An 18,598-nucleotide genomic window follows, 5' to 3' on the forward strand; every position below is an offset into this window, starting at 1 on the left:
TCATGCAGATGCCGCGTCGCGCCACTGCACTCCTGATCGCGCTGGCGTCGACGTGGCTTTCCTTCGGCACGGCCGCAAGCCGCGCCGAAGAAATCAATCTCTATTCGACGCGCGAGCCGCAACTCGTCGCGCCGGTCATCGCATCCTTCACGGCGGCGACCGGGATCACGGTCAGGCTCACTTACATCGAGGACAATCTCGTCAAGCGCATGAAGGCGGAGGGAGAGACATCCCCCGCCGACGTGCTGATGACCATCGGCCTCGACAAGACCTCGCAATTCGCAGCGAACGACCTCTCGCAGCCGGCAGCCTCTGCCCTGCTCGACAAGGCAATTCCGCCGCAACTCCGCGGCACGCAGTGGGTCAGCCTGTCGGTGCGCCCGCGCGTGGTCGTCGTACGCAATGACTCCACGCTGAACGCGATCCGCTACGAGGATCTCGCCGATCCCCGTTTTCGCGGCCAGCTCTGCATCCGCTCGCCATTGCATCAGAACAATGTCGCGCTGATATCGGCCTATCTCGTGCATCACGGTGCCGATGCCACCGAAGCCTGGCTGCGCGGCATCAAGGCCAATCTAGCGCATGCGCCGGAAGGCAAGGACAACGACGTCATCCGCCAGCTCGCGAAGGGCCGCTGCACCATCGGCATCGCCAACACCGTGGCACTGGCGCAATTGCGCGACGGGCGCGAGGGCGCGGACTGGACCGCCTGGGCAAATAACGTGAAGACCGTGCCGACGACATTCGCGAGCGGTGGCACACATGTAAATCTTACGGGCGCGGCGCTGGCGAAACACGCGCCGCATCGCGCAGCCGCGCTGAAATTTCTGGAATTTCTGGTGACGCCGGCTGCGCAGAAACTCTACGCGGCGGCCGAGCTGGAATATCCCGTGACATCAGTCGCCGAGAGCGCCCCGCTGGTGGCGGCGATGGGGGTGTTTCCGAGCGATACGCTTGATATCGATGCAATCGCTGCCAGCCAGAAGGCGGCGATTGCGCTGATCAGGAAGGTTGGCTTCGAGAAGTAGTGGCGTTCTTATCCCTCCCCCCGCGCGAAGCGAAGCTTCGCTAGGTGGGGAGGGTCAACAGCTCACCGCCAGCCCATGCCGGGCGCGACGTGTTTCAGGATCGCCTCGATCACATGGGCGTTGTAATCGACGCCCAGCTGATTGGGCACCGTCAGCAGCAGCGTATCCGCTTCCGCGATCGCCTCGTCGCCCTTGAGCTGCGCGATCAGTGCGTCCGGCTCTGCTGCAAAGCTGCGGCCGAAGATGGCGCGCTCGGTGCCATGCAGGTAGCCGACCTTGTCCTCGCCCTCGTTGCCCCTGCCGAAATAGGCGCGGTCGCGGTCGTCCACCAGCGCGAAGATGCTTCGGCTGACCGAGACGCGCGGGTCACGCGTGTGCCCTGCCGCCTTCCAGGCGTCACGATAGAGCCGGATCTGCTCGGCCTGCTGCACATGAAACGGCTTGCCGGATTCGTCGATCTTCAGCGTCGACGACTGCAGGTTCATGCCCTGCTTGGCTGCCCATTCCGCCGTCGCATTGGTGGAGGCGCCCCACCAGATGCGCTCGCGCAGGCCTTCGCTATGCGGCTCGAGCCGCAGCAGGCCGGGCGGGTTCGGAAACATCGGATTGGGATTGGGCTGCGCAAAGCCCTTGCCTTGAAGGACGTCGAGAAACACCTCGGTGTGCCGCCGCGCCATGTCGGCGTCGGTCTGGCCCTCCGGCGGCGCGTAGCCGAAATAGCGATAGCCGTCGATCACCTGCTCCGGCGAGCCTCTGCTGATGCCGAGCTGGAGCCGCCCGCCCGCGATCAGATCCGCGCTGCCGGCATCCTCCGCCATATAGAGCGGGTTCTCGTAGCGCATGTCGATCACGGCGGTGCCGATCTCGATCTTCTTGGTGCGCGCGCCGACAGCGGCGAGCAGCGGAAACGGCGCGGCGAGCTGGCGGGCGAAATGATGCACCCGGAAATAGGCGCCGTCGGCGCCGAGTTCTTCCGCGGCAACCGCAAGGTCGATCGATTGCAGCAGCGCGTCGCCCGCCGAGCGGGTCTGCGACGACGCCGAGGGGGTCCAGTGGCCGAAGGAGAGGAAGCCGATGTTTTTCATGGGAATGGTCTCGGAGTGGGTTTGCTGCCTCCCTATCTAGACCCGAATTGGCGCGAGAAAAGGGAAACGATGGAAACTCATTGTTTCCAAAGGAGCGCGGCAGGCGCCTGCTTTCGCCTCTGCCTTGCACGAGACCTCATACAGGCATATATTCTTATGCATGACCCATCCTTTCTTCGGCCCCATCCTCCGCCTTCGCGTCACGCCCGATGAGCCCGAGGCGCCGGATGCCTTTGTGGGCGGCCCGCGCGTGCGCGGCTCAAAGCGGCCGCATGGGGATGCCAAATGCGCGCAGGTGCGCCGCCTGATCGAGACGACTACGCTGACCTATGGCGAGATATCGAAGAAAACCGGCGTCGGCCGCGCCTCGATCTGCCGCTGGACGCGCGACGGCGGCTGGAAGCGCCCGCTGTTCGCGCCACGCGCCACCGACACTGTGCCCTCCGCCCGCGCCTCGCAGAAGCTCAAGCTGCGCAAACTCGCCGAACGGCTTCACGCGCTGGCGGAGCGCGCCGTGCGCGAGCTGGAAGCGCAGCCCGATGTCGACATCGACCGCCTGATGCAGGCGCTGCAACTGGTGAAGATGGCGCGGCTGGAGGCGATGGGCCGCCGGCGCCCGCGCCGCCACATCGACATGCCCGCGCGCACCGGCCGCGAGATGATGGCGCGCGACGATGCGATCCGCACCGCGCTGAAGGAGATGCGCCGCGGCGGCGTCGACGTGACACAGATTCCGGACGACGCGATGGCGCTGCTGGAAGCGGCGCATACGCCGCCGGAGCGGGATCACCCGGCGCTGCGGCCAAGGGGCAGCAGGCGGAGATGATGGCCCCGCCCCTCACACCTCCACCGGCAGATAGAAATCGATCACCGCGCCCTTCTTGGTCGGCGCGAACTCGCTGTCATAGCGCTCGAAATCCGGCCGGTCGGCGACCGTGAGGCCCGAGGCCGGCACCAGCTCGCCCCAGATGGTCGCCATCGCGCGCTTGATCTGCGGATGCACCGCGCCGCCGTTCAGCACGATGCGAAACACCGCATAGGTCGACGCTTCGATGCGCTTCGCCGCAAAGCCCAAAGGCAGCGCCGCGTCGTCATTAACGCCGACGCCGGCCATGTAATCGAAACTGCCTTCGGCCCGATCGACATTCCAGACCACGCCATAGGTGGTCCAGCTCGGCGCCTGCCCTTTGAACGGCAACGCGCCCATCAGCTTCGACCACAGTTGCGGAATCTCGGCCTTGGTCGCTTCATCGAACCGCGCCGAAGGACCTGCGACGGTCAAGGTCTCCAGCGCCACCAGGTCCGGCAAGCGGGTAACAGCGACGGCAACGTCATCGGGTATGGTCATCGGATATTGTCCTTCGATGGGAGTGACACTGAAGCCGCGCCGAAACCGCCCGGGCGCGACGCCGAACACGCGGGCGAACGCTCGCGTGAACGCCTCCTGCGAGTCGAAGCCGCAATCAAGCGCGAGATCAACAAGGCGAAGATCGGGATCAGCGGTCAGCCGCTGCGCCGCGCGCACCAGCCTGCGCCCGCGCACATGCGCCATCACGCCGCGGCCCATCGCGGCGGAGAACAGCCGGGAGAAGTGATAGGGCGAGAGGTCGGCGCGATCGGCGATGGCCTCGACGTTCAGGGGCTCATCGAGATGCTGCTCGATCCAGGCGAGAACGGCGGGGAGATCAGGGGAACGGTGCGGCATGGGCTGGTTCATGCGGCGGGTATCGCATGGGCCGATGGGGGTGTCTTGATCGGTCTTGCTGTGACCGATCGGAACATAACCCTAACTATCAATAAGAAAACTGGACGCCAAAGCGCAGGATGTACTGTTACTGACCTCCGTAGGAGAGAATATCCGCTTTGATTCTCATCGTTGCAGCTGGATCAACGAATTACACTCCAGAACGTCAAATCAGGGCTTTGACAGGTCGATGACGTCTAGTGCTTATAGCCCAAAGCAATCTTGGATTGCGTCAACCGATTTGCGTTGCAATACCAGTTTGATTGCAGCCGCGAGACTAGCAAACAGAGGGCAAATTCGTTGCGGTTCCTAGACAAAGGCATCGATATCCCCGACGACTTGATTCGGGCTGTTAACGAAGGCAGCGCCACTTTTCTCTGTGGCGCGGGCGTCTCTGTGCGCGTCGGCCTGCCCTCCTTCAGGACGCTAACCGAAGGCGTCTACGGCCGTCTGGGGGAGGCTTGGGACGATGAGCCAGCAGAGCGAATAGCCATCGGCGCTGAGCAATATGATCGCGCCCTTCGTTCGCTCGAAAAGAGAACGCACCTACCAAAGACGAACTCTCGCGTTCGTATCGCAACCACCGATCTCCTAGCGATGCCAGTCCCTCCGTTACCGGATCATCTATCGCTACTCAAACTGTCGCGTGACGCCGACGGTCGGCCAAAACTAATCACGACCAACTTCGACACCCTTTTTGAACATGCTGCGGTAGCAGGTGGCTTTCCCGATATTCCGAGTCATTGCGGAAAGGCAATTCCCCGGCCAGGCGGCGAACGCGATTATGGCATTCTGCACTTACATGGAAGGATAGGCGATCCAATTCTGAAACTCGAGCCAAGCGACCTCGTTTTGACAAGCGCGGACTTCGGCGACGCCTACTTACGCGACGGTTGGGCGTCCCAGTATATGGAAGACCGAATGCGTTTGGGAACGTTAGTGCTGGTTGGTTACGCGGCCGAAGATGCAGCGATGCGACTTCTTTTAGAAACGCTAGATGCCGATCGAGACCGGTTTCGCGACATGAAAAGCATCTATGCTATAGAGCGCGGTACTCCTGATTCCGCTTCGCTATGGAAAGCTAAAGGGATCACTCCGATTGAGTTTCCCGACTACGACGCCATATATGCCACGCTTGCGGAATGGGCGCTGTATGCTGTGGATCCTGCCGAGTATAAGAGTTCTCGTGTGCGATCAATTCTTACTAAGCCAGCGGTCGGTGCTGCAATATGAATACAGAGCACGCGCCCCAAAACAATTCGTCAAGAAAGACACCAGACGAAGCTTCCGAGTTTGAGCGAGAGCAGTTGCGCTTTCTGCTTTCTGGGGATGACGTAGCGTCAACTCTCGCGCAACTTAATCCATCGTTGGCATGGCTACCGGTCTTGCAGCAGATGCAAGTGATACACGGCGACAATCAACTGATCGCGTGGATCGAGAAAAACTTCACAGACGCTCAAGCAATTCGCGACGTAGCGGCCAATCTAAGATTCTTTGGGCCCGACGCTGCAACTTTGTTGGAATATCGTCTCAACAAGGCGAACGCCGTTCCGACGTTGCTACACGATTGCTGGCGGCTGATTATTCGGTACCTGAAAGATAACAAGCAAGGCCTTCTCCGAAGTGAGTGGTTTGAAATCGCTCCGCAGATATCGCGGGGCGAACATTCTGCTATGCTGCTAGAGCGAATGGCTGACGCACTTAGGCCAAAGCTTAAGCTTGGCCAGCGCTCATCGCTGTACGAGAGCGAGCAGCCAGAACGCCCTTCCGATCTGATGTCGATTGAATATGAGGTAGATGACGGCCTTTCTCCTAACGAAGTACTGCAAGCTTGGCCTATTTCTGCATCACCTTCAGTAGACGCACGAGCAATCACAAAGCTAACGATTTCGTTAGATTCGGCACTTGCCGACGCTACTGATGTCGGCGTCGAAAGCAACGAAGGCTACAGCATCTCCGACAGCGACGTCCCATCGGTAGCAGATCATCAGCAAAACGAATATCGAGATGGCTTCTTTACTATTGTGAGAGTTACTGCTGAGCTTTGGGTACGCCTCGCTCAAAAAGAACCTCAACTGGCACTGCCATTTGTCGAATCATGGCGAACAAGCAACTTCCGACTACTGCGTCGACTGGCTCTCTTTGCCTGCACCGATCAGATCGTCTCACAGGACTTCGCGGCAGACGCCTTGATAGAGCTGCCGCGCCGTGAGCTCTTCCTTACCAACTCGACCGTTGAAGTTTACCGACTGATCCGAATACGCTGGAATGCATTTCCCAGTGACAAGCAGAACGTCATCTTGCAGCGGTTTTGCGCTGGCCCAGAGCGAGACTGGTTCCGTGAGGGAGCCGATATCGACGGTGTGATCGATCGTTGCCGGTATGACATATTCGCTGAAATGGAGCGAGACGGCCTCAAACTAACGGAAGAAGCGACTCGCCTTCTGAACGATATCCGCCAGCGATGGCCGGAGTGGAGACTGCGTCCGCCCGAGCAAGCTGGCTTCCACGTATGGCATTCTACAGGAACGACATGGATCGAAGGCAGCGCCGAAAAACTCGAAAATGCACCGGATGATGAGCTAGTCGAAATTGCAAAGAATCTCGCGGATAACGCCGACTTCTTGGATGGCAACGATTGGCAGGCGCTTTGCTTGGCAGATCCCGATCGAGCTTTCAGGGGCCTAAGTGCAGCGGCAAAAAGAGACGACTGGAGCATAGACTTTTGGCGGCATTTTTTGTGGGCAAGAAAGGAATATCAATCCCCTGACACTGAGCCTTTCATTGCAGTACTCTTGCTGCAGTGGCCTAAAATAAACTTTGCGCTGGTAGCAGGCGCGGCATCGTCATGGTTGAACGAACACGTCGCAACGCTCGACGAGGCGCTACTATGGCCACTGTGGGACAAAATCGCTACTGCATCACTGACCGAAATCTCGGAGCCCACCGATGCGTGATGTCTTCAGCGAAGCCATTAATTCTACGGCTGGCCGGCTGGCCGAAATCGTAGTCAAAAAGCTCCCAAAAAACGACTCAGAGGACGAGCTCTCGGACGGGATGCGCGGGCGTCTTGACCAGCTGGTCGATGCACCCGGGCGCCCCGGCAAACTCGCTCGCACTTTTCTCGCCGCTGAAGTTTCGTATTTATTTGAGCGTGCTCCCGAATGGGTTAAGCGAAAGATCATTCCTCTATTTGATTGGTCATCCCCAGATTCCAGTGATGCTTGGGCAGCGAGAAAGTACTCAAACTATATTGGTTCACCAGAGCTATTCGGACTGGTGAAGAAGCCCTTTCTTGAAATTTTCAGCCGCAACGATATTCCGTCAGAAGATATGCGGACATTTGCGGATTGGCTATGCGCCATTCTTATTGCGAACGAACATCGAACCGAGAATCGATACCCTCTTAAAGCTAGCGAGGCGCGAGCAGCCCTAAGGCGGGCGGGGAGCGAAACGCTTTCCAGCGCGGGGCATCGCCTAGCAATGGAAATGGAAGGAGCAAAATCCGAAGAGAAAGTAAATTGTTGGCGAACGATCGTTGGGCCAGTCTTAAAAGCGATCTGGCCGCTTGATGTCGAATTGCAAAGCCATGCGTCGACATTTAAGCTTGTGCAAATCCTGAAGGCAACCGGAGACGCATTTCCGGAGGCGGCGGACCTCATTATTCCACTAATACGCCCCGACGACACTCGATCGCACACCATCATCTACTCTATCTCTGAAATTTCCGATGCGTTGTACGCTTCCGCACCTGAGAAGATGCTCGACTTAATCGCCGCGGTGGTCGGCGAAGCTTCAGCAGGCAGCGTATTTGCACTGGGCAAAGCTTTAAAAAAGATTCAAGTCGCTGCACCACACCTACTAAGCACGCGAAAATATCAAAAGTTATCAGTTCTTGCTGCAGCGGACTAATTTGATCGACATCGAATCTATCTAAGAAAAATTTCATACTACAATAGCGAAATGGCCGGGACGTGCCCGGCCATGACGCTGGATCGTAGTTGACCGCGCTCCTACCCCTCCTTAAACCCATATTCCGGCACATTGCCTGATGCCCCGTAATACTTGTACGGCAGGAACTTGCCGGACATCGTGATCTGGACGCGGTCGCCCTTCGGGTTCGCGATGCGCTGCATCACCATGTCGAAATCGATCGCCGACATGATGCCGTCGCCGAATTCCTCCTCGATCAGCGCCTTCCAGGCCGGGCCGTTCACCATCACCATCTCGTAGAAGCGATAGATCAGCGGATCCTGCGGCGGCATCTGCACGTTTTCGGCGCGCATCGGGATCTCGTTGAGCATCGCGGTCTCGGCCTTGGTGAGGCCGAACAGCTCGCCGGCATTGGCCGCCTGCGGCTTGGTCAGCTTCATGTTGCCGAGAACGGCGCCGACGATCAGCACTTCGCTGTAGCCGCCGATCTGCTCGCAGATATATTTCCAGGTCCATTCCTTCTCGCGCTTGATGTCGAGCAGCTTTTCGGTGAGGTCGGATCGCAGCATGGTTGTCTCCTTGGGCTCAGGCAGTCAGTTAGCGCAACGCGCTGGTGAGAGACGGCATCGTTGGCGCCTCGGTGAATTGGGGTCGCACCACCGGCACGCGGCGCGGGTCGTGGTTCGGCGTCGTGGCGGTGAACGTCTTGCTGCGCGTCACCAGGAAATCGATGATGTGGTTGCGCAGCGCGTAATAGTGCGGGTGCTTGTGCAGATCGATGCGCGAGCGATCCCGCGGCAGCGGGTTCTCGACGATCTCCGCCAGCACGGCGCCGGGGCCGTTGGTCATCAGGAAGATCTTGTCGGCGAGATACATCGCCTCGTCGACGTCATGGGTGATCATGAAGGTGGTCTGGCCGGTCTCCAGCGTGACGCGCCGCACCTCGTCCTGCAGCGTCCCCCGTGTCAGCGCGTCGAGCGCCGAGAACGGCTCGTCCATCAGCATGATTTTCGGCGTGATCGACAGCGCGCGCGCAATGCCGACGCGCTGCTTCATGCCGCCGGACAGTTCCGACGGCCGTTTGTGCTCGGAGCCCGTGAGGCCGACCTTGTCGATATAGGTCTGCGCATGGCCGCGGACCTTGGCCTTGTCCCACTTGCGCCATTTCGACGACACCGCATAGGCGATGTTGCCCATCACAGTCAGCCACGGCAGCAGCGCGTGGGACTGGAAGATCACCGCACGGTCGAGGCTGGTGCCGGAGATCGCCTGGCCGTCGACGATCACGGTGCCTTCGGAGGGCTCGTCGAGCCCGGCGAGGATATTGAGTACCGTGGTCTTGCCGCAGCCGGAATGGCCGATGATGCAGCCGAACTCGCCCGAGGGCATCGACAGCCAGAGATCCTCGAAGATCGTCGTCGCGCCGCCGTTGGCGGCGGGATAGCGCTTGGCGATGCCCTCGATGGAGATGAATTTGGTCGATGACATCGGCATCACTCCGGAAACGTGACCATGCGGGTGAAGCGTGCTAATGTTTGATCGAGCAACATGCCGACGACCCCGATCATCAGGATCGCAATAATCACATTTGTGATCGATAAATTATTCCATTCGTTCCAGACGAAGTAACCGATCCCCGTCCCGCCGACCAACATTTCAGCCGCAACGATCACAAGCCACGCGATGCCGATGGAAATGCGCATGCCGGTGAGGATCGTTGGTGCGGCCGCCGGCAGGATCACCGTGAAGGCACGGCGGAAGGTGCCGACTTCCAGCGTGCGCGCGACATTGATCCACTCCTTGCGCACGGCGGCGACGCCGAAGGCGGTGTTCAAGAGCATCGGCCAGACCGAGCAGATGAAGATCACGAAGATCGCCGAGAGGCTGGAATCCTTGATCGTGTAGAGCGCGAGCGGCATCCATGCCAAAGGCGAGATCGGCTTCAGCACCTGGATGAAGGGGTCAAGCGCCTTGTTCATCAGCGGCGACATGCCGATCAGGAAGCCGAGCGGAATCGCGACCAGCACCGCAATGAAATAGCCGAGCCCGACGCGACCGATCGAATAACCGAGCTGGATGCCGAGGCCCTTGTCATTCGGCCCGTTGTCATAGAATGGCCGCCGCAGATGCTCCCACAATTTGGCGCCGACATCGAGCGGGCCGGGCATCGCCGATTTACCCGATGTGGCGGTGAGGCCCATCAGCTTTGCGTATTCCGGCGACATGGTGCCGACACTCGCGGTCGACCGCGTGGCGAGGTGCCACACGCCGATGAAAGCGAGGAAGATCGCGATGGAGACGACCGCGGCGCGGAAGCGAAGGGATTGGATCATCTAGCATTCTCTTTCAGCCGATCGTCCCCGCAAATGCGGGGACGACATGCGGAGTGCGTGGCGTCTCACGTCGCCTTCCTGATCTTGAAGCTCGCCAGATATTCCTTCGGCTTCTCCGGATCGAAACTCTTGCCCATCACCGTGAACGACTTGTAGGCGCTCGCCGGTGGCGTCAGGCCCATCTCCTTCATCACCTTGGCGGTGTCGGTGGCGAGATAGATCTGTTCGGCAACGCCCTTGTAGTCGACATCGCCCTTGATCTGACCCCAGCGCTGCATCTGGGTCATCATCCACACCGCGAAGGACTGCCACGGGAAAGGATCGAAATCGACGCGCTTCGGATCGGTCTTGATGCCGCCGAGACCGTCGGCATAGGTGCCGGTCAGCACCTGCTCCAGCACCACCGGCGGCGCGTTGAGATAGGCGGCTGGCGCGATGGCTTCCGCGATCGACTTGCGGTTCTCCGCCTTCGACGCATAGGCGGTGGCATCGACGATCGCACGCGTCAGTGCGGCGAAGGAATTCGGCGACGTGGTGATGAATTCGCGGCTTGCCGCGAAGCTGCAGCACGGATGGCCGTCCCAGATTTCCTTGGACAGGATATGCATGAAGCCGACGCCGTCATAGATCGCGCGCTGGCAGATATTGTCCGGCGCGAGGAAGCCATCGATATTGTCGGCGCGCAGATTGGCGACCATTTCCGGCGGCGGCACCGAGCGGATCTGGATGTCGGCGTCGGGATCGATGCCGTGTTCGGCGAGATAGTAGCGCAACAGGTAGTTGTGCATCGAATAGTCGAACGGCACCGCGAGCTTGAAGCCTTTCCAATCCTTGGGGTCGCGCTTGTCCTTGTGCTTCATGGCGAGCGTAATGCCCTGGCCATTGATGTTCTCGATTGCCGGCACCGTGAACGGGATCGGCTGCGATCCCAGACCCAATGAGATCGCGATCGGCATCGGCGCCAGCATATGCGAGGCGTCGTATTCCTTGTTGATGGTCTTGTCGCGAATGACGGCCCAGCCGGCGGTCTTCACCACGTCGACCTTGAGCCCCTGCTTGGCGTAGAACCCTAGCGGATCGGCCATGATGATCGGCGTCGCGCAGGTGATCGGAATGAAGCCGACCTTGAGGTCCGTCTTTTCCAGTTTGCCCGCGCCTTGCGCGAACACCTCGGTCGCCGTCTTGATCGGGAAGAACTGCGACAGCGCCGCCAGCGCGCTGGACGCGCCGACAGATTTGAGGAAAGCACGGCGCGCGATCTCCTTCGGGAACACCGCACGCATCACGGCCGAGGCGACGACGCCTTCGTAGCGCTTCTCTTCGCTATCCGGCACCACACATTGCAACTGGGTTGCCTCATGCTCGGACTGGCTGGCGTGCTGACCGCAGCTGCAGGCGCCGGCGCGCAAACGGCGGGCGGGATCGAACGGATTGTCGAATGTGGACATGTGACCTCCTCGGTGACGCTCCGGTCATTTACGCAAGGAGTGTGCCAGCCCTGCTCCCGGCGGAATGTCCAATCGCCGCAGGCATTTCGGCCCGGCATTGGCGATTACGAAAATTCGTGCTACACGAAAATTCGTAGCATGATTACGATTTTTCGGAGTTTCGCCGATGGATTTGGCAACGGCCCCGCCGAACGACTTGCGCACCATCGCCTTCGATTATTCGGTCGAGCCTACGCTGCTGCTCGATCCGCATGCCGACCAGATCATCGACGCCAATCCGGCCGCCTGCACCCTGCTCGGCTATGACCGCGCGCTGCTGCGCCAGATCAAGATCAGCGCGCTGCATGCGGGCCAGTTGCCGGCGCTCATCGTGTTCACCCAGGCGGTGCTGGCCAAGGGCTCCTACTGGACCAACACGCTGACGCCGCGCCACGCCACCGGCGAAGCGTTGCAGCTCGAATATGCCGGCTCTCTCGTGCCGCAGGGCGAGCGCACACTGCTGCTGCTCACCATGAGCGATCTCGAACAGCGCCGCCGTCGCCACGTCGATGCCGCCGCCGAGGATCACATGCGCGGCGGCATTGCCGCCTGGCAGCGCGTCGAGCGCGTGTTTCAGGATATCGAGCGCGAGAACCAGCTGATCCTGCGCGCCGCCGGCGAAGGCATTTACGGCGTCAATGCCGACGGCAAGACCACCTTCGTCAATCCCGCGGCCGAGCGCATGCTGGGCTGGACCGCTGATGAACTCGTCGGCAAGGAAATCCACCCCATCGTGCATCACAGCCATCACGACGGCAGCCACTATCCCGATCACGACTGCCCGATCTATGCCGCGTTTCGCGACGGCGCCGTGCACAATGTCGACAACGAGGTGTTCTGGCGCAAGGACGGCACGCCGGTCTGGGTCGAATACACCTCCACGCCGATCCGCGACCGCCACATGGTGGTCGGCGCCGTGATCGTGTTTCGCGATGTCAGCCAGCGCCGCGAGGCCGATGAAAAGCTGCACGCCGCACTGGCCGAAGTCGATCGGTTGCGCGAGCGGCTCGAACTCGAAAACGCCTATCTGCAGGAGGAAATCCGCATCGAGACCAATCCGCGCGGCATCATCGGGCAGTCCGAGGCGATCCAGAAGACCTTGCGGCAGGTCAAGCTCGTCGCGCCGACCACGGCCGCGGTGATGATCACCGGCGAGTCCGGCACCGGCAAGGAATTGATCGCGCGCGCGATCCACGAAGCCTCCGGCCGCCGCGACCGGCCGCTGATCCGCGTCAATTGCGCGGCGATCCCGCGCGAATTGTTCGAGAGCGAATTCTTCGGCCATGTCCGCGGCGCCTTCACGGGTGCTGTGCGCGACCGCATCGGCCGATTCGAACTCGCCGATGGCGGCACCCTGTTTCTCGACGAGGTCGGCGAAATCCCGCTGGAGCTGCAGGGCAAGCTGCTCCGCGTGTTGCAGGAAGGCAATTTCGAGAGGATCGGCGAGGAACGCACGCGCGCCGTCGATGTCCGCGTCATCGCCGCCACCAACCGCAACCTGAAACAGGAAGTGGCGCGCGGAAAATTTCGCGAGGATCTGTATTTCCGGCTCAACGTGTTTCCCGTGGAGTCGGTGCCGCTGCGCGACCGCCGCGAGGACATTCCCCTGCTGGCACAGCATTTCCTGCTCAGCGAGCGGCTGCAGTCGGACCTGCGCCTGTCCGAGGGCGATGCGCGAAAACTGTCGCGCTACGACTGGCCGGGCAATGTGCGCGAGCTGCAGAACGTGATCGAGCGCGCGGTGATCCTGGCGCAGAACGGCCGGCTGCGGATCGACCTGCCCGATACGCCCGGCCCGCATCATGCCGCGGGCGCGCATCGCGTGAAGTCCGACGCCCGGCCGGCGGTGATGACCTCAGCCGAACTGCGCGATCACGAACGCAGCAACATCCTCGCGGCGCTTGCCGCGACATCCGGCAAGGTGTTCGGCCCCGGCGGCGCGGCAGAGCTGCTCGACGTGAAGCCGACGACGCTGGCGTCAAGGATGAAGGTGTTGGGGATCGAGGGGGTACGCGGACGGATAGGCGCGTAAGCCGCCACACACGCGTCATTCCGGGGCGCGCGGCAAAGCCGCGCGAACCCGGAATCCCGAGATAGTTGAAACTCCGATTGCAAAACACTCAGAGATTCCCCGCCACTCCAATTGGAGTGGCTGAGGTTCGTGTGCGCGAAAACAGCGCGCTCAGCTCGCCACCGCAGCCGTGGCAACACCGCTGCCACGCCCCGCTTGCGCTCTCCCGCAATGGGTATATATTCCACTTCCGATTGACCGCGGTCTAAAGGGAGTCAGCATGCGCTATCCTGCCTATCCTCTGTTTCCCTCCAACATCCGCGTCATCGACTCCTCCGCGGACCCGGTGGTGCGCCTCCGGGTGACTGATGATGTGGACAGCGGACCGCCGCCGATGCAGGGCGGGCGTCCCAAGGGCTGCAAGCGGCTGCACACCAATGCCACGGTTGCCGCCGTGCGCCGCCTGATCGAGGAGACCACGCTGACCTACAAGCAGATTGCGGCGAGGACCGGCGCGACCCACAGCACCGTCGGGCGCTGGGCCCGCGAGGGCGGCTGGCAACGTCACCCGTTTGCGCCTGTGGCCAGCGATACGTTGCGGGGCGCCCGCGCCGGCCGCCGGCTGAAGCTGCGCGTGCTGCGCGAGAAGCTGCAGGCGCTGGCCGAGCGCTGCGTCACCGAGCTGTGGAACAGCCCCACGGTCGATCTCGACCGGCTGATCCAGGCCATGCAGGTGGCGAAGATGGCGCGGCTGCAAGCCATGGGCAACCGCCGCCCGCGCCGCCACCCCGATGCGCCGGCGCGCACCGGGCAGCACTGGATTGACCGCGACACCGCGATCCGCACGGCGCTGAAGGAGATGCGCCGCGGCGGCGTCAACATCGACCGCATCCCCGTTGAGGCGATGGCCCTGCTGGAGGACGCGCATACGCCGCCGGAGCGGGACCACCCGGCGCTGCGCCCGAGGGGGCCACGGCGGAGGGTGTAGGCGCTGGGGTCGGATGAATGCTTCCTATGAGTCGAAGTCGCACTCCGCGCGGTCTTGTTCGAGGCGTGGCCGGAGTGTAGGGCATGGCGGGATAGGCCGTCTTGATCAACCTTGGTGCGCAGTAAGAGCCAGGGCGCGATCGAAATAGAGAACCGCAGATCTATTCTGCCGTAGCCTCGGTTATCCGTGGTCAAGTTACGCCAGACCTTTTCCAGTTGCAGCCTTATCGCTAAGCTACTTCGCGCATTGCCCTATCGCTTTGCCGCAAAGCGCTCAGTTTCCGACATAGAACCGCAAAGGGCATGATGTTGCCAACTGCTCTCTTTCTAAGACTTGCTAGCTCGCGCGCATTCTGGACTTTACGAGCCAAGTTTCGGCACTTCGCATTCTTGCTGCAACGCAGCGTCTTTAATGTTCGGCGGCAGTTCGGCGATGGCCGTAGCAGAACAGGGACGTTTGTACAGTTAGCGGTAACGACAACAAGGCAATTGCTGGCGGCAGTTCTTCTAGTCACAGGGCTTCAAGCGATAAATCCGTGGCTTCTCGATCTCTATTCTCAGACCGGCCTAAAGATTGTACCAGACACCTACGCCACATTACTTGGCACTGTAGCTGCAACTGGCGGCGTTCTGATTGGTTTGTATTATGCAGCGACCACCGCCATTGCTGGCGCCATCTACTCGAATGTCCCCAATAACGTCCGAGATTTGCTCGCCCAAGATCGGGTCGGCAACATCTACATGCGTTTTCTTTCGTTTACGACATTTGCCAGCATCGTATTGCTCGGATTTCGTGCTGCTGGACTTGAACCCAACCCGTTTGCGGCCTCACTATTCGTAGCCTGCACTGGAATTTCCGTAATCGCATTCGTGAAACTTGGCGCACGCGCCTTTTATCTCTTCGACCCCACAACACTCTCAGGTGAATTAGTCGAAAACATTCACGACGCATTTGCCAAGATCCGAGCGGGACAATTCCGTTGGAACGACGCTGCATTCCAGAACCACGCACATCAAAGAGCGCGCTTGGCACTCGATACATCGAAGACGCTCGCCGAAATTACAAGCAAACAGAGCCAGTTGAGCGGCCAGCCCTTTGTAACGCTATGCACTCAGTTTCTTCACCTTCTTCGCTCCTACCAGTTGGCCAAGAAATCGATTCCAAGCGACAGCAGATGGTATCCTAAGCAATACGTCCATCCAGATTGGTATCGCACTGAAGACTCGCAAACATCTCTCGCATTTCGCGGATCAGGGCGACTGCCCCCCAAGGAAGTCAGCGACCCACAATGGGTAGAAGCCACGCTGCTACCCATTGTGCACGCTTGCCTGCGAAAGAACATTGAGTCCAGCAGACACGATCTTTCTTCACGTCTAATGCATCAGTTCGACCTCTACGTGCGCACACTATCTTCGGAGCATGAAGTCAAACTTGCATTAGACAGGGTGACCGACCTCACAAGCGCCTGCACCGATCTACTCTTCGCCTCTCCCAACGGAAGCGCAGAAATCGAACCTATCGAGCAGATCGCAATCGCCGACGCCATCGCATCTACGCCAGTAAACATTCTTTTGGCATATATAGACGCGCTAAGACGCGCGCCCCGCGAAACGATCGCATCAACGATCGTCGGGCTCAGATGGAGCTCAAAAGCAGACATATATAATCTCAACGTACCGAAGCACATTATCCCTCAGCTAGAATGGATGCACCCTCGCATCCAATTCGAGACGAGCGCTGAAGGCGCTCGAGTAAGCCCCGATTGGTATTTGGCTGAACTAGCGCTTCAGCCTCACGTTCAGAACCTAAAAGACAACCTCACGGTACTGGTTGATGATGTCCAATCTCTGTTTGATAGATGGATGGACAGCTGCTCAGCAGCGAAACTCGCCTGGGTTCGCGCGAACATACTCACCCGAGAAGAAGAGTATTGGGCAAAAATGGATTATCACTTTCATACATTCCGCGAGCAATCGACAACGCTCAACTCAAATCGGAGAATAGAGGGGTTACCGTGGGCCGCCATCGATCTCCACGCAATTGGTGAGATGATTAGCTCGAGGCGGCGCGTCGTTGTTCGGCGGATGGCCGAAGACATGCCAGCACTAATCGCAGTTAATCGTAAAGAATCTTACCCCGACTTTGCCGGTCAATTCCTTCATACGGTTGGCGAGAGCCTGATCGAAGCCTTTTTGAAGAACGACCACAACCATGTCAGGGAAGTTTTTGCTAACTTTTTTATCGCGAGCTTTATCCAACGAGAACAAATCAGCCTCGACATAGCTGATGTGAGCACAACGCAAAACGCGGCTACCATAAAGGTGTCGATAGCGCCAATTTTGGACCTAATGAGTCTAAGCGGGTACGGGCTTTTGCTATCCGAATATCACGACAATCCCACTCTCGCTGCACTCATCTTCGAGACATGGAACAATTTCTTGGACAGGCGCAAAGCTGAAGGCCACGATTTATTGCCGCTCTTGGCAGCGTCGATTTCCATCACCAATTCAGCATTCGAAATTGCACATCGAAGCATAATAAGAACTCAGTGGGGCCAACAGGTCGCACATTTGCTCCGCGAGCTTCCAAGAGAATCGATAGCGGATCGCGGGAGTTTTGTCGTTTCGCGCACCGTTGCAGTACACAAGAGCCCGCTGGTACGCGTTTTGGCCACAGATCAGCTTATGTCGCTGTATAACGGGATCGATATCTTCATCGAAACGCTAGTTCGCAAACGAGGCGACGGAGACAGCGTAAAATTCACGACTCGACGCGATCTTTCTAGGTCGCTTGCAAGGGAGATCCAACGCACTCAATCTCGCACGGCGGACACTGGTCGCGAGGATACCGTATCTTGACCGCTTCACCTGAAGAACCAGACACGCTCCCAAGACGCCCCCACTATCGGGCGGCACGTCATTTCGGAAGCCTGCGAGAAACCCTCAGCCCCTTAACGGAAAACCCGCTAGTTTCGATGTTTACGCAAGACATTCCCCTAGGAGTGATGCCGTATCGCAGCTCACGAAATGCAGAGCTAAAAATAGGGATCGACGGCACAGCTACTAATGTGTCCGACGCCTTGTCTGTCTTAGAGTCTCTAAGTCGCGATAGCGGATACGGCGATACACAAGAGACGATATCTGATGCCATCCGCGAGGTGGCTCAGGAGTTGGCTTGGCACGGAATGGTGCCTTACGAAATCTGGCGATCCGACGACGAACATAGCGAGATCAAGTTCGCGCTTAGTCCATTTACCGCGCGCAGGCTCGTTCGGATGCCAAAACACTATCTTCAAATCGTACCGAGGGCCGATCGGCGGCACTGGGGGAGATCTATAATTGTCCTTCCGCGCGACAGCATCTGGCTAGTATCTATGCCTAAAGAATTCGGCGGACACCGTGGATATCGACGCACGTTGCGCCAACTTGCTCGGTTTAATTGGACCGCACCCGACTTCTGGCAAAGCGACCTGCACAGCGGGCGCATGCATACGCAACCCTCTTTCGACTTTTCAGAGTACAGACGGCAGATCGATATTTATCGAGATCGTGTTACGCGAACATGGGGCTGGAGTGGTCGTGACACCACATTAGAGAAGCGCACTGAGTTCGCACTGCTCTATCGAATCATGACTTTCAGATGGTCTCAGGCAGTTCTCCGCGAGCACATCATCGATCAACTTAATGCTCTTTTTGAGCGATTGAATCTCGTTGCAAAGATTCACGTAGTTGGCTTGCAGACAGCTGCTGATATCCTCAAGCTACGTGGCGCGATGTCTGAAGGCAGCGTTCCGTACGCAAAAGCGTTTGAAGACACTGATTGATTGTCCCGCGTAGATCCGCATTTGACGGATCCTCGCATCATACCCACACGCCAGCAGGTGCGAGCATCCGAGCGTCAAACTCTCGGATTTCGAGCGATCGAACAATTCGCCCGCATTGTGAGGCTCTACTCAGTCAGTCACAGGGACTCCAACCCGCTCCCACTGG

General features: G+C 59.4%; 15 protein-coding genes. 9 read left to right on the forward strand and 6 right to left on the reverse strand.

Going from position 1 to position 18,598, the window contains the following annotated elements; translation table 11 throughout:
- The first annotated feature begins 2 nt into the window (after nucleotides 1-2).
- Entirely contained in the window at nucleotides 3-1,028 is a 1,026-nt protein-coding gene (locus CIW50_RS10190) for an extracellular solute-binding protein (RefSeq protein ID WP_149531099.1), read from the forward strand.
- A 62-nt stretch (nucleotides 1,029-1,090) separates the two neighbouring features.
- On the opposite strand, the gene CIW50_RS10195 is transcribed toward CIW50_RS10190, so the two are convergent.
- On the reverse strand, nucleotides 1,091-2,113 hold the full coding sequence (locus CIW50_RS10195) for an LLM class flavin-dependent oxidoreductase (protein ID WP_149531100.1): 1,023 nt from the start codon (nucleotides 2,111-2,113) through the stop codon (nucleotides 1,091-1,093).
- Nucleotides 2,114-2,273: 160 nt separating this feature from the next.
- Between CIW50_RS10195 and CIW50_RS10200 the strand changes: the two genes are divergently transcribed.
- On the forward strand, nucleotides 2,274-2,939 hold the full coding sequence (locus CIW50_RS10200; RefSeq protein WP_149531101.1) for a hypothetical protein: 666 nt from the start codon (nucleotides 2,274-2,276) through the stop codon (nucleotides 2,937-2,939).
- A gap of 12 nt (nucleotides 2,940-2,951) precedes the next feature.
- Here CIW50_RS10200 and CIW50_RS10205 read toward each other — a convergent pair whose 3' ends face one another.
- The gene (locus tag CIW50_RS10205; RefSeq protein WP_197738360.1) at nucleotides 2,952-3,818 is read right to left on the reverse strand and encodes an AraC family transcriptional regulator; all 867 of its coding nucleotides are present in this window, start codon (nucleotides 3,816-3,818) and stop codon (nucleotides 2,952-2,954) included.
- Between the two features lie 339 nt (nucleotides 3,819-4,157).
- Here CIW50_RS10205 and CIW50_RS10210 point away from each other — a divergent pair, with 339 nt between their 5' ends.
- The 3 genes from CIW50_RS10210 to CIW50_RS10220 are packed head-to-tail and all read left to right on the forward strand — an operon-like array spanning nucleotide 4,158 to nucleotide 7,769.
- Nucleotides 4,158-5,090 carry an SIR2 family protein gene (locus CIW50_RS10210; protein WP_149531103.1) on the forward strand — a complete coding sequence of 311 codons (933 nt, stop codon included), beginning with the start codon at nucleotides 4,158-4,160 and terminating at the stop codon, nucleotides 5,088-5,090.
- The gene (locus CIW50_RS10215; protein ID WP_149531104.1) at nucleotides 5,087-6,814 is read left to right on the forward strand and encodes a hypothetical protein; all 1,728 of its coding nucleotides are present in this window, start codon (nucleotides 5,087-5,089) and stop codon (nucleotides 6,812-6,814) included. The genes CIW50_RS10210 and CIW50_RS10215 overlap by 4 nt, the downstream gene beginning before the upstream one ends.
- On the forward strand, nucleotides 6,807-7,769 hold the full coding sequence (locus CIW50_RS10220) for a hypothetical protein (protein ID WP_149531105.1): 963 nt from the start codon (nucleotides 6,807-6,809) through the stop codon (nucleotides 7,767-7,769). The genes CIW50_RS10215 and CIW50_RS10220 overlap by 8 nt, the downstream gene beginning before the upstream one ends.
- Nucleotides 7,770-7,870: 101 nt before the next feature.
- On the opposite strand, the gene cynS is transcribed toward CIW50_RS10220, so the two are convergent.
- The 4 genes from cynS to CIW50_RS10240 all read right to left on the reverse strand — a co-directional run bounded on the left by cynS (nucleotide 7,871) and on the right by CIW50_RS10240 (nucleotide 11,571).
- Nucleotides 7,871-8,359: a cyanase gene (gene cynS / locus CIW50_RS10225; protein ID WP_149531106.1), complete on the reverse strand. Its 489-nt coding sequence runs from the start codon at nucleotides 8,357-8,359 to the stop codon at nucleotides 7,871-7,873.
- Nucleotides 8,360-8,387: 28 nt separating this feature from the next.
- Nucleotides 8,388-9,278, reverse strand: coding sequence for an ABC transporter ATP-binding protein (locus tag CIW50_RS10230; protein ID WP_149531107.1), 891 nt, complete (start codon nucleotides 9,276-9,278; stop codon nucleotides 8,388-8,390).
- 5 nt (nucleotides 9,279-9,283) lie between these two features.
- Complete coding sequence (gene ntrB, locus CIW50_RS10235) at nucleotides 9,284-10,123, reverse strand: nitrate ABC transporter permease (RefSeq protein WP_149531108.1); 840 nt, start codon at nucleotides 10,121-10,123, stop codon at nucleotides 9,284-9,286.
- A 65-nt stretch (nucleotides 10,124-10,188) separates the two neighbouring features.
- Nucleotides 10,189-11,571, reverse strand: coding sequence for a CmpA/NrtA family ABC transporter substrate-binding protein (locus CIW50_RS10240; protein ID WP_149531109.1), 1,383 nt, complete (start codon nucleotides 11,569-11,571; stop codon nucleotides 10,189-10,191).
- A gap of 166 nt (nucleotides 11,572-11,737) precedes the next feature.
- Between CIW50_RS10240 and CIW50_RS10245 the strand changes: the two genes are divergently transcribed.
- From CIW50_RS10245 to CIW50_RS10260, 4 genes are all read left to right on the forward strand, one after another.
- Nucleotides 11,738-13,642, forward strand: a complete 1,905-nt coding sequence (locus CIW50_RS10245; protein WP_149531110.1) for a sigma 54-interacting transcriptional regulator — start codon at nucleotides 11,738-11,740, stop codon at nucleotides 13,640-13,642.
- Nucleotides 13,643-13,901: 259 nt separating this feature from the next.
- Entirely contained in the window at nucleotides 13,902-14,609 is a 708-nt protein-coding gene (locus CIW50_RS10250) for a hypothetical protein (RefSeq protein WP_149531111.1), read from the forward strand.
- 302 nt (nucleotides 14,610-14,911) lie between these two features.
- Entirely contained in the window at nucleotides 14,912-17,467 is a 2,556-nt protein-coding gene (locus CIW50_RS10255; protein ID WP_149531112.1) for a hypothetical protein, read from the forward strand.
- Nucleotides 17,464-18,432, forward strand: coding sequence for a hypothetical protein (locus tag CIW50_RS10260; protein ID WP_149531113.1), 969 nt, complete (start codon nucleotides 17,464-17,466; stop codon nucleotides 18,430-18,432). Before CIW50_RS10255 ends, CIW50_RS10260 begins: the two co-directional genes overlap by 4 nt.
- The last annotated feature ends 166 nt before the right edge of the window (nucleotides 18,433-18,598 follow it).

Source organism: Tardiphaga sp. P9-11 (assembly GCF_008329525.1).
Classification (GTDB): domain Bacteria; phylum Pseudomonadota; class Alphaproteobacteria; order Rhizobiales; family Xanthobacteraceae; genus Tardiphaga.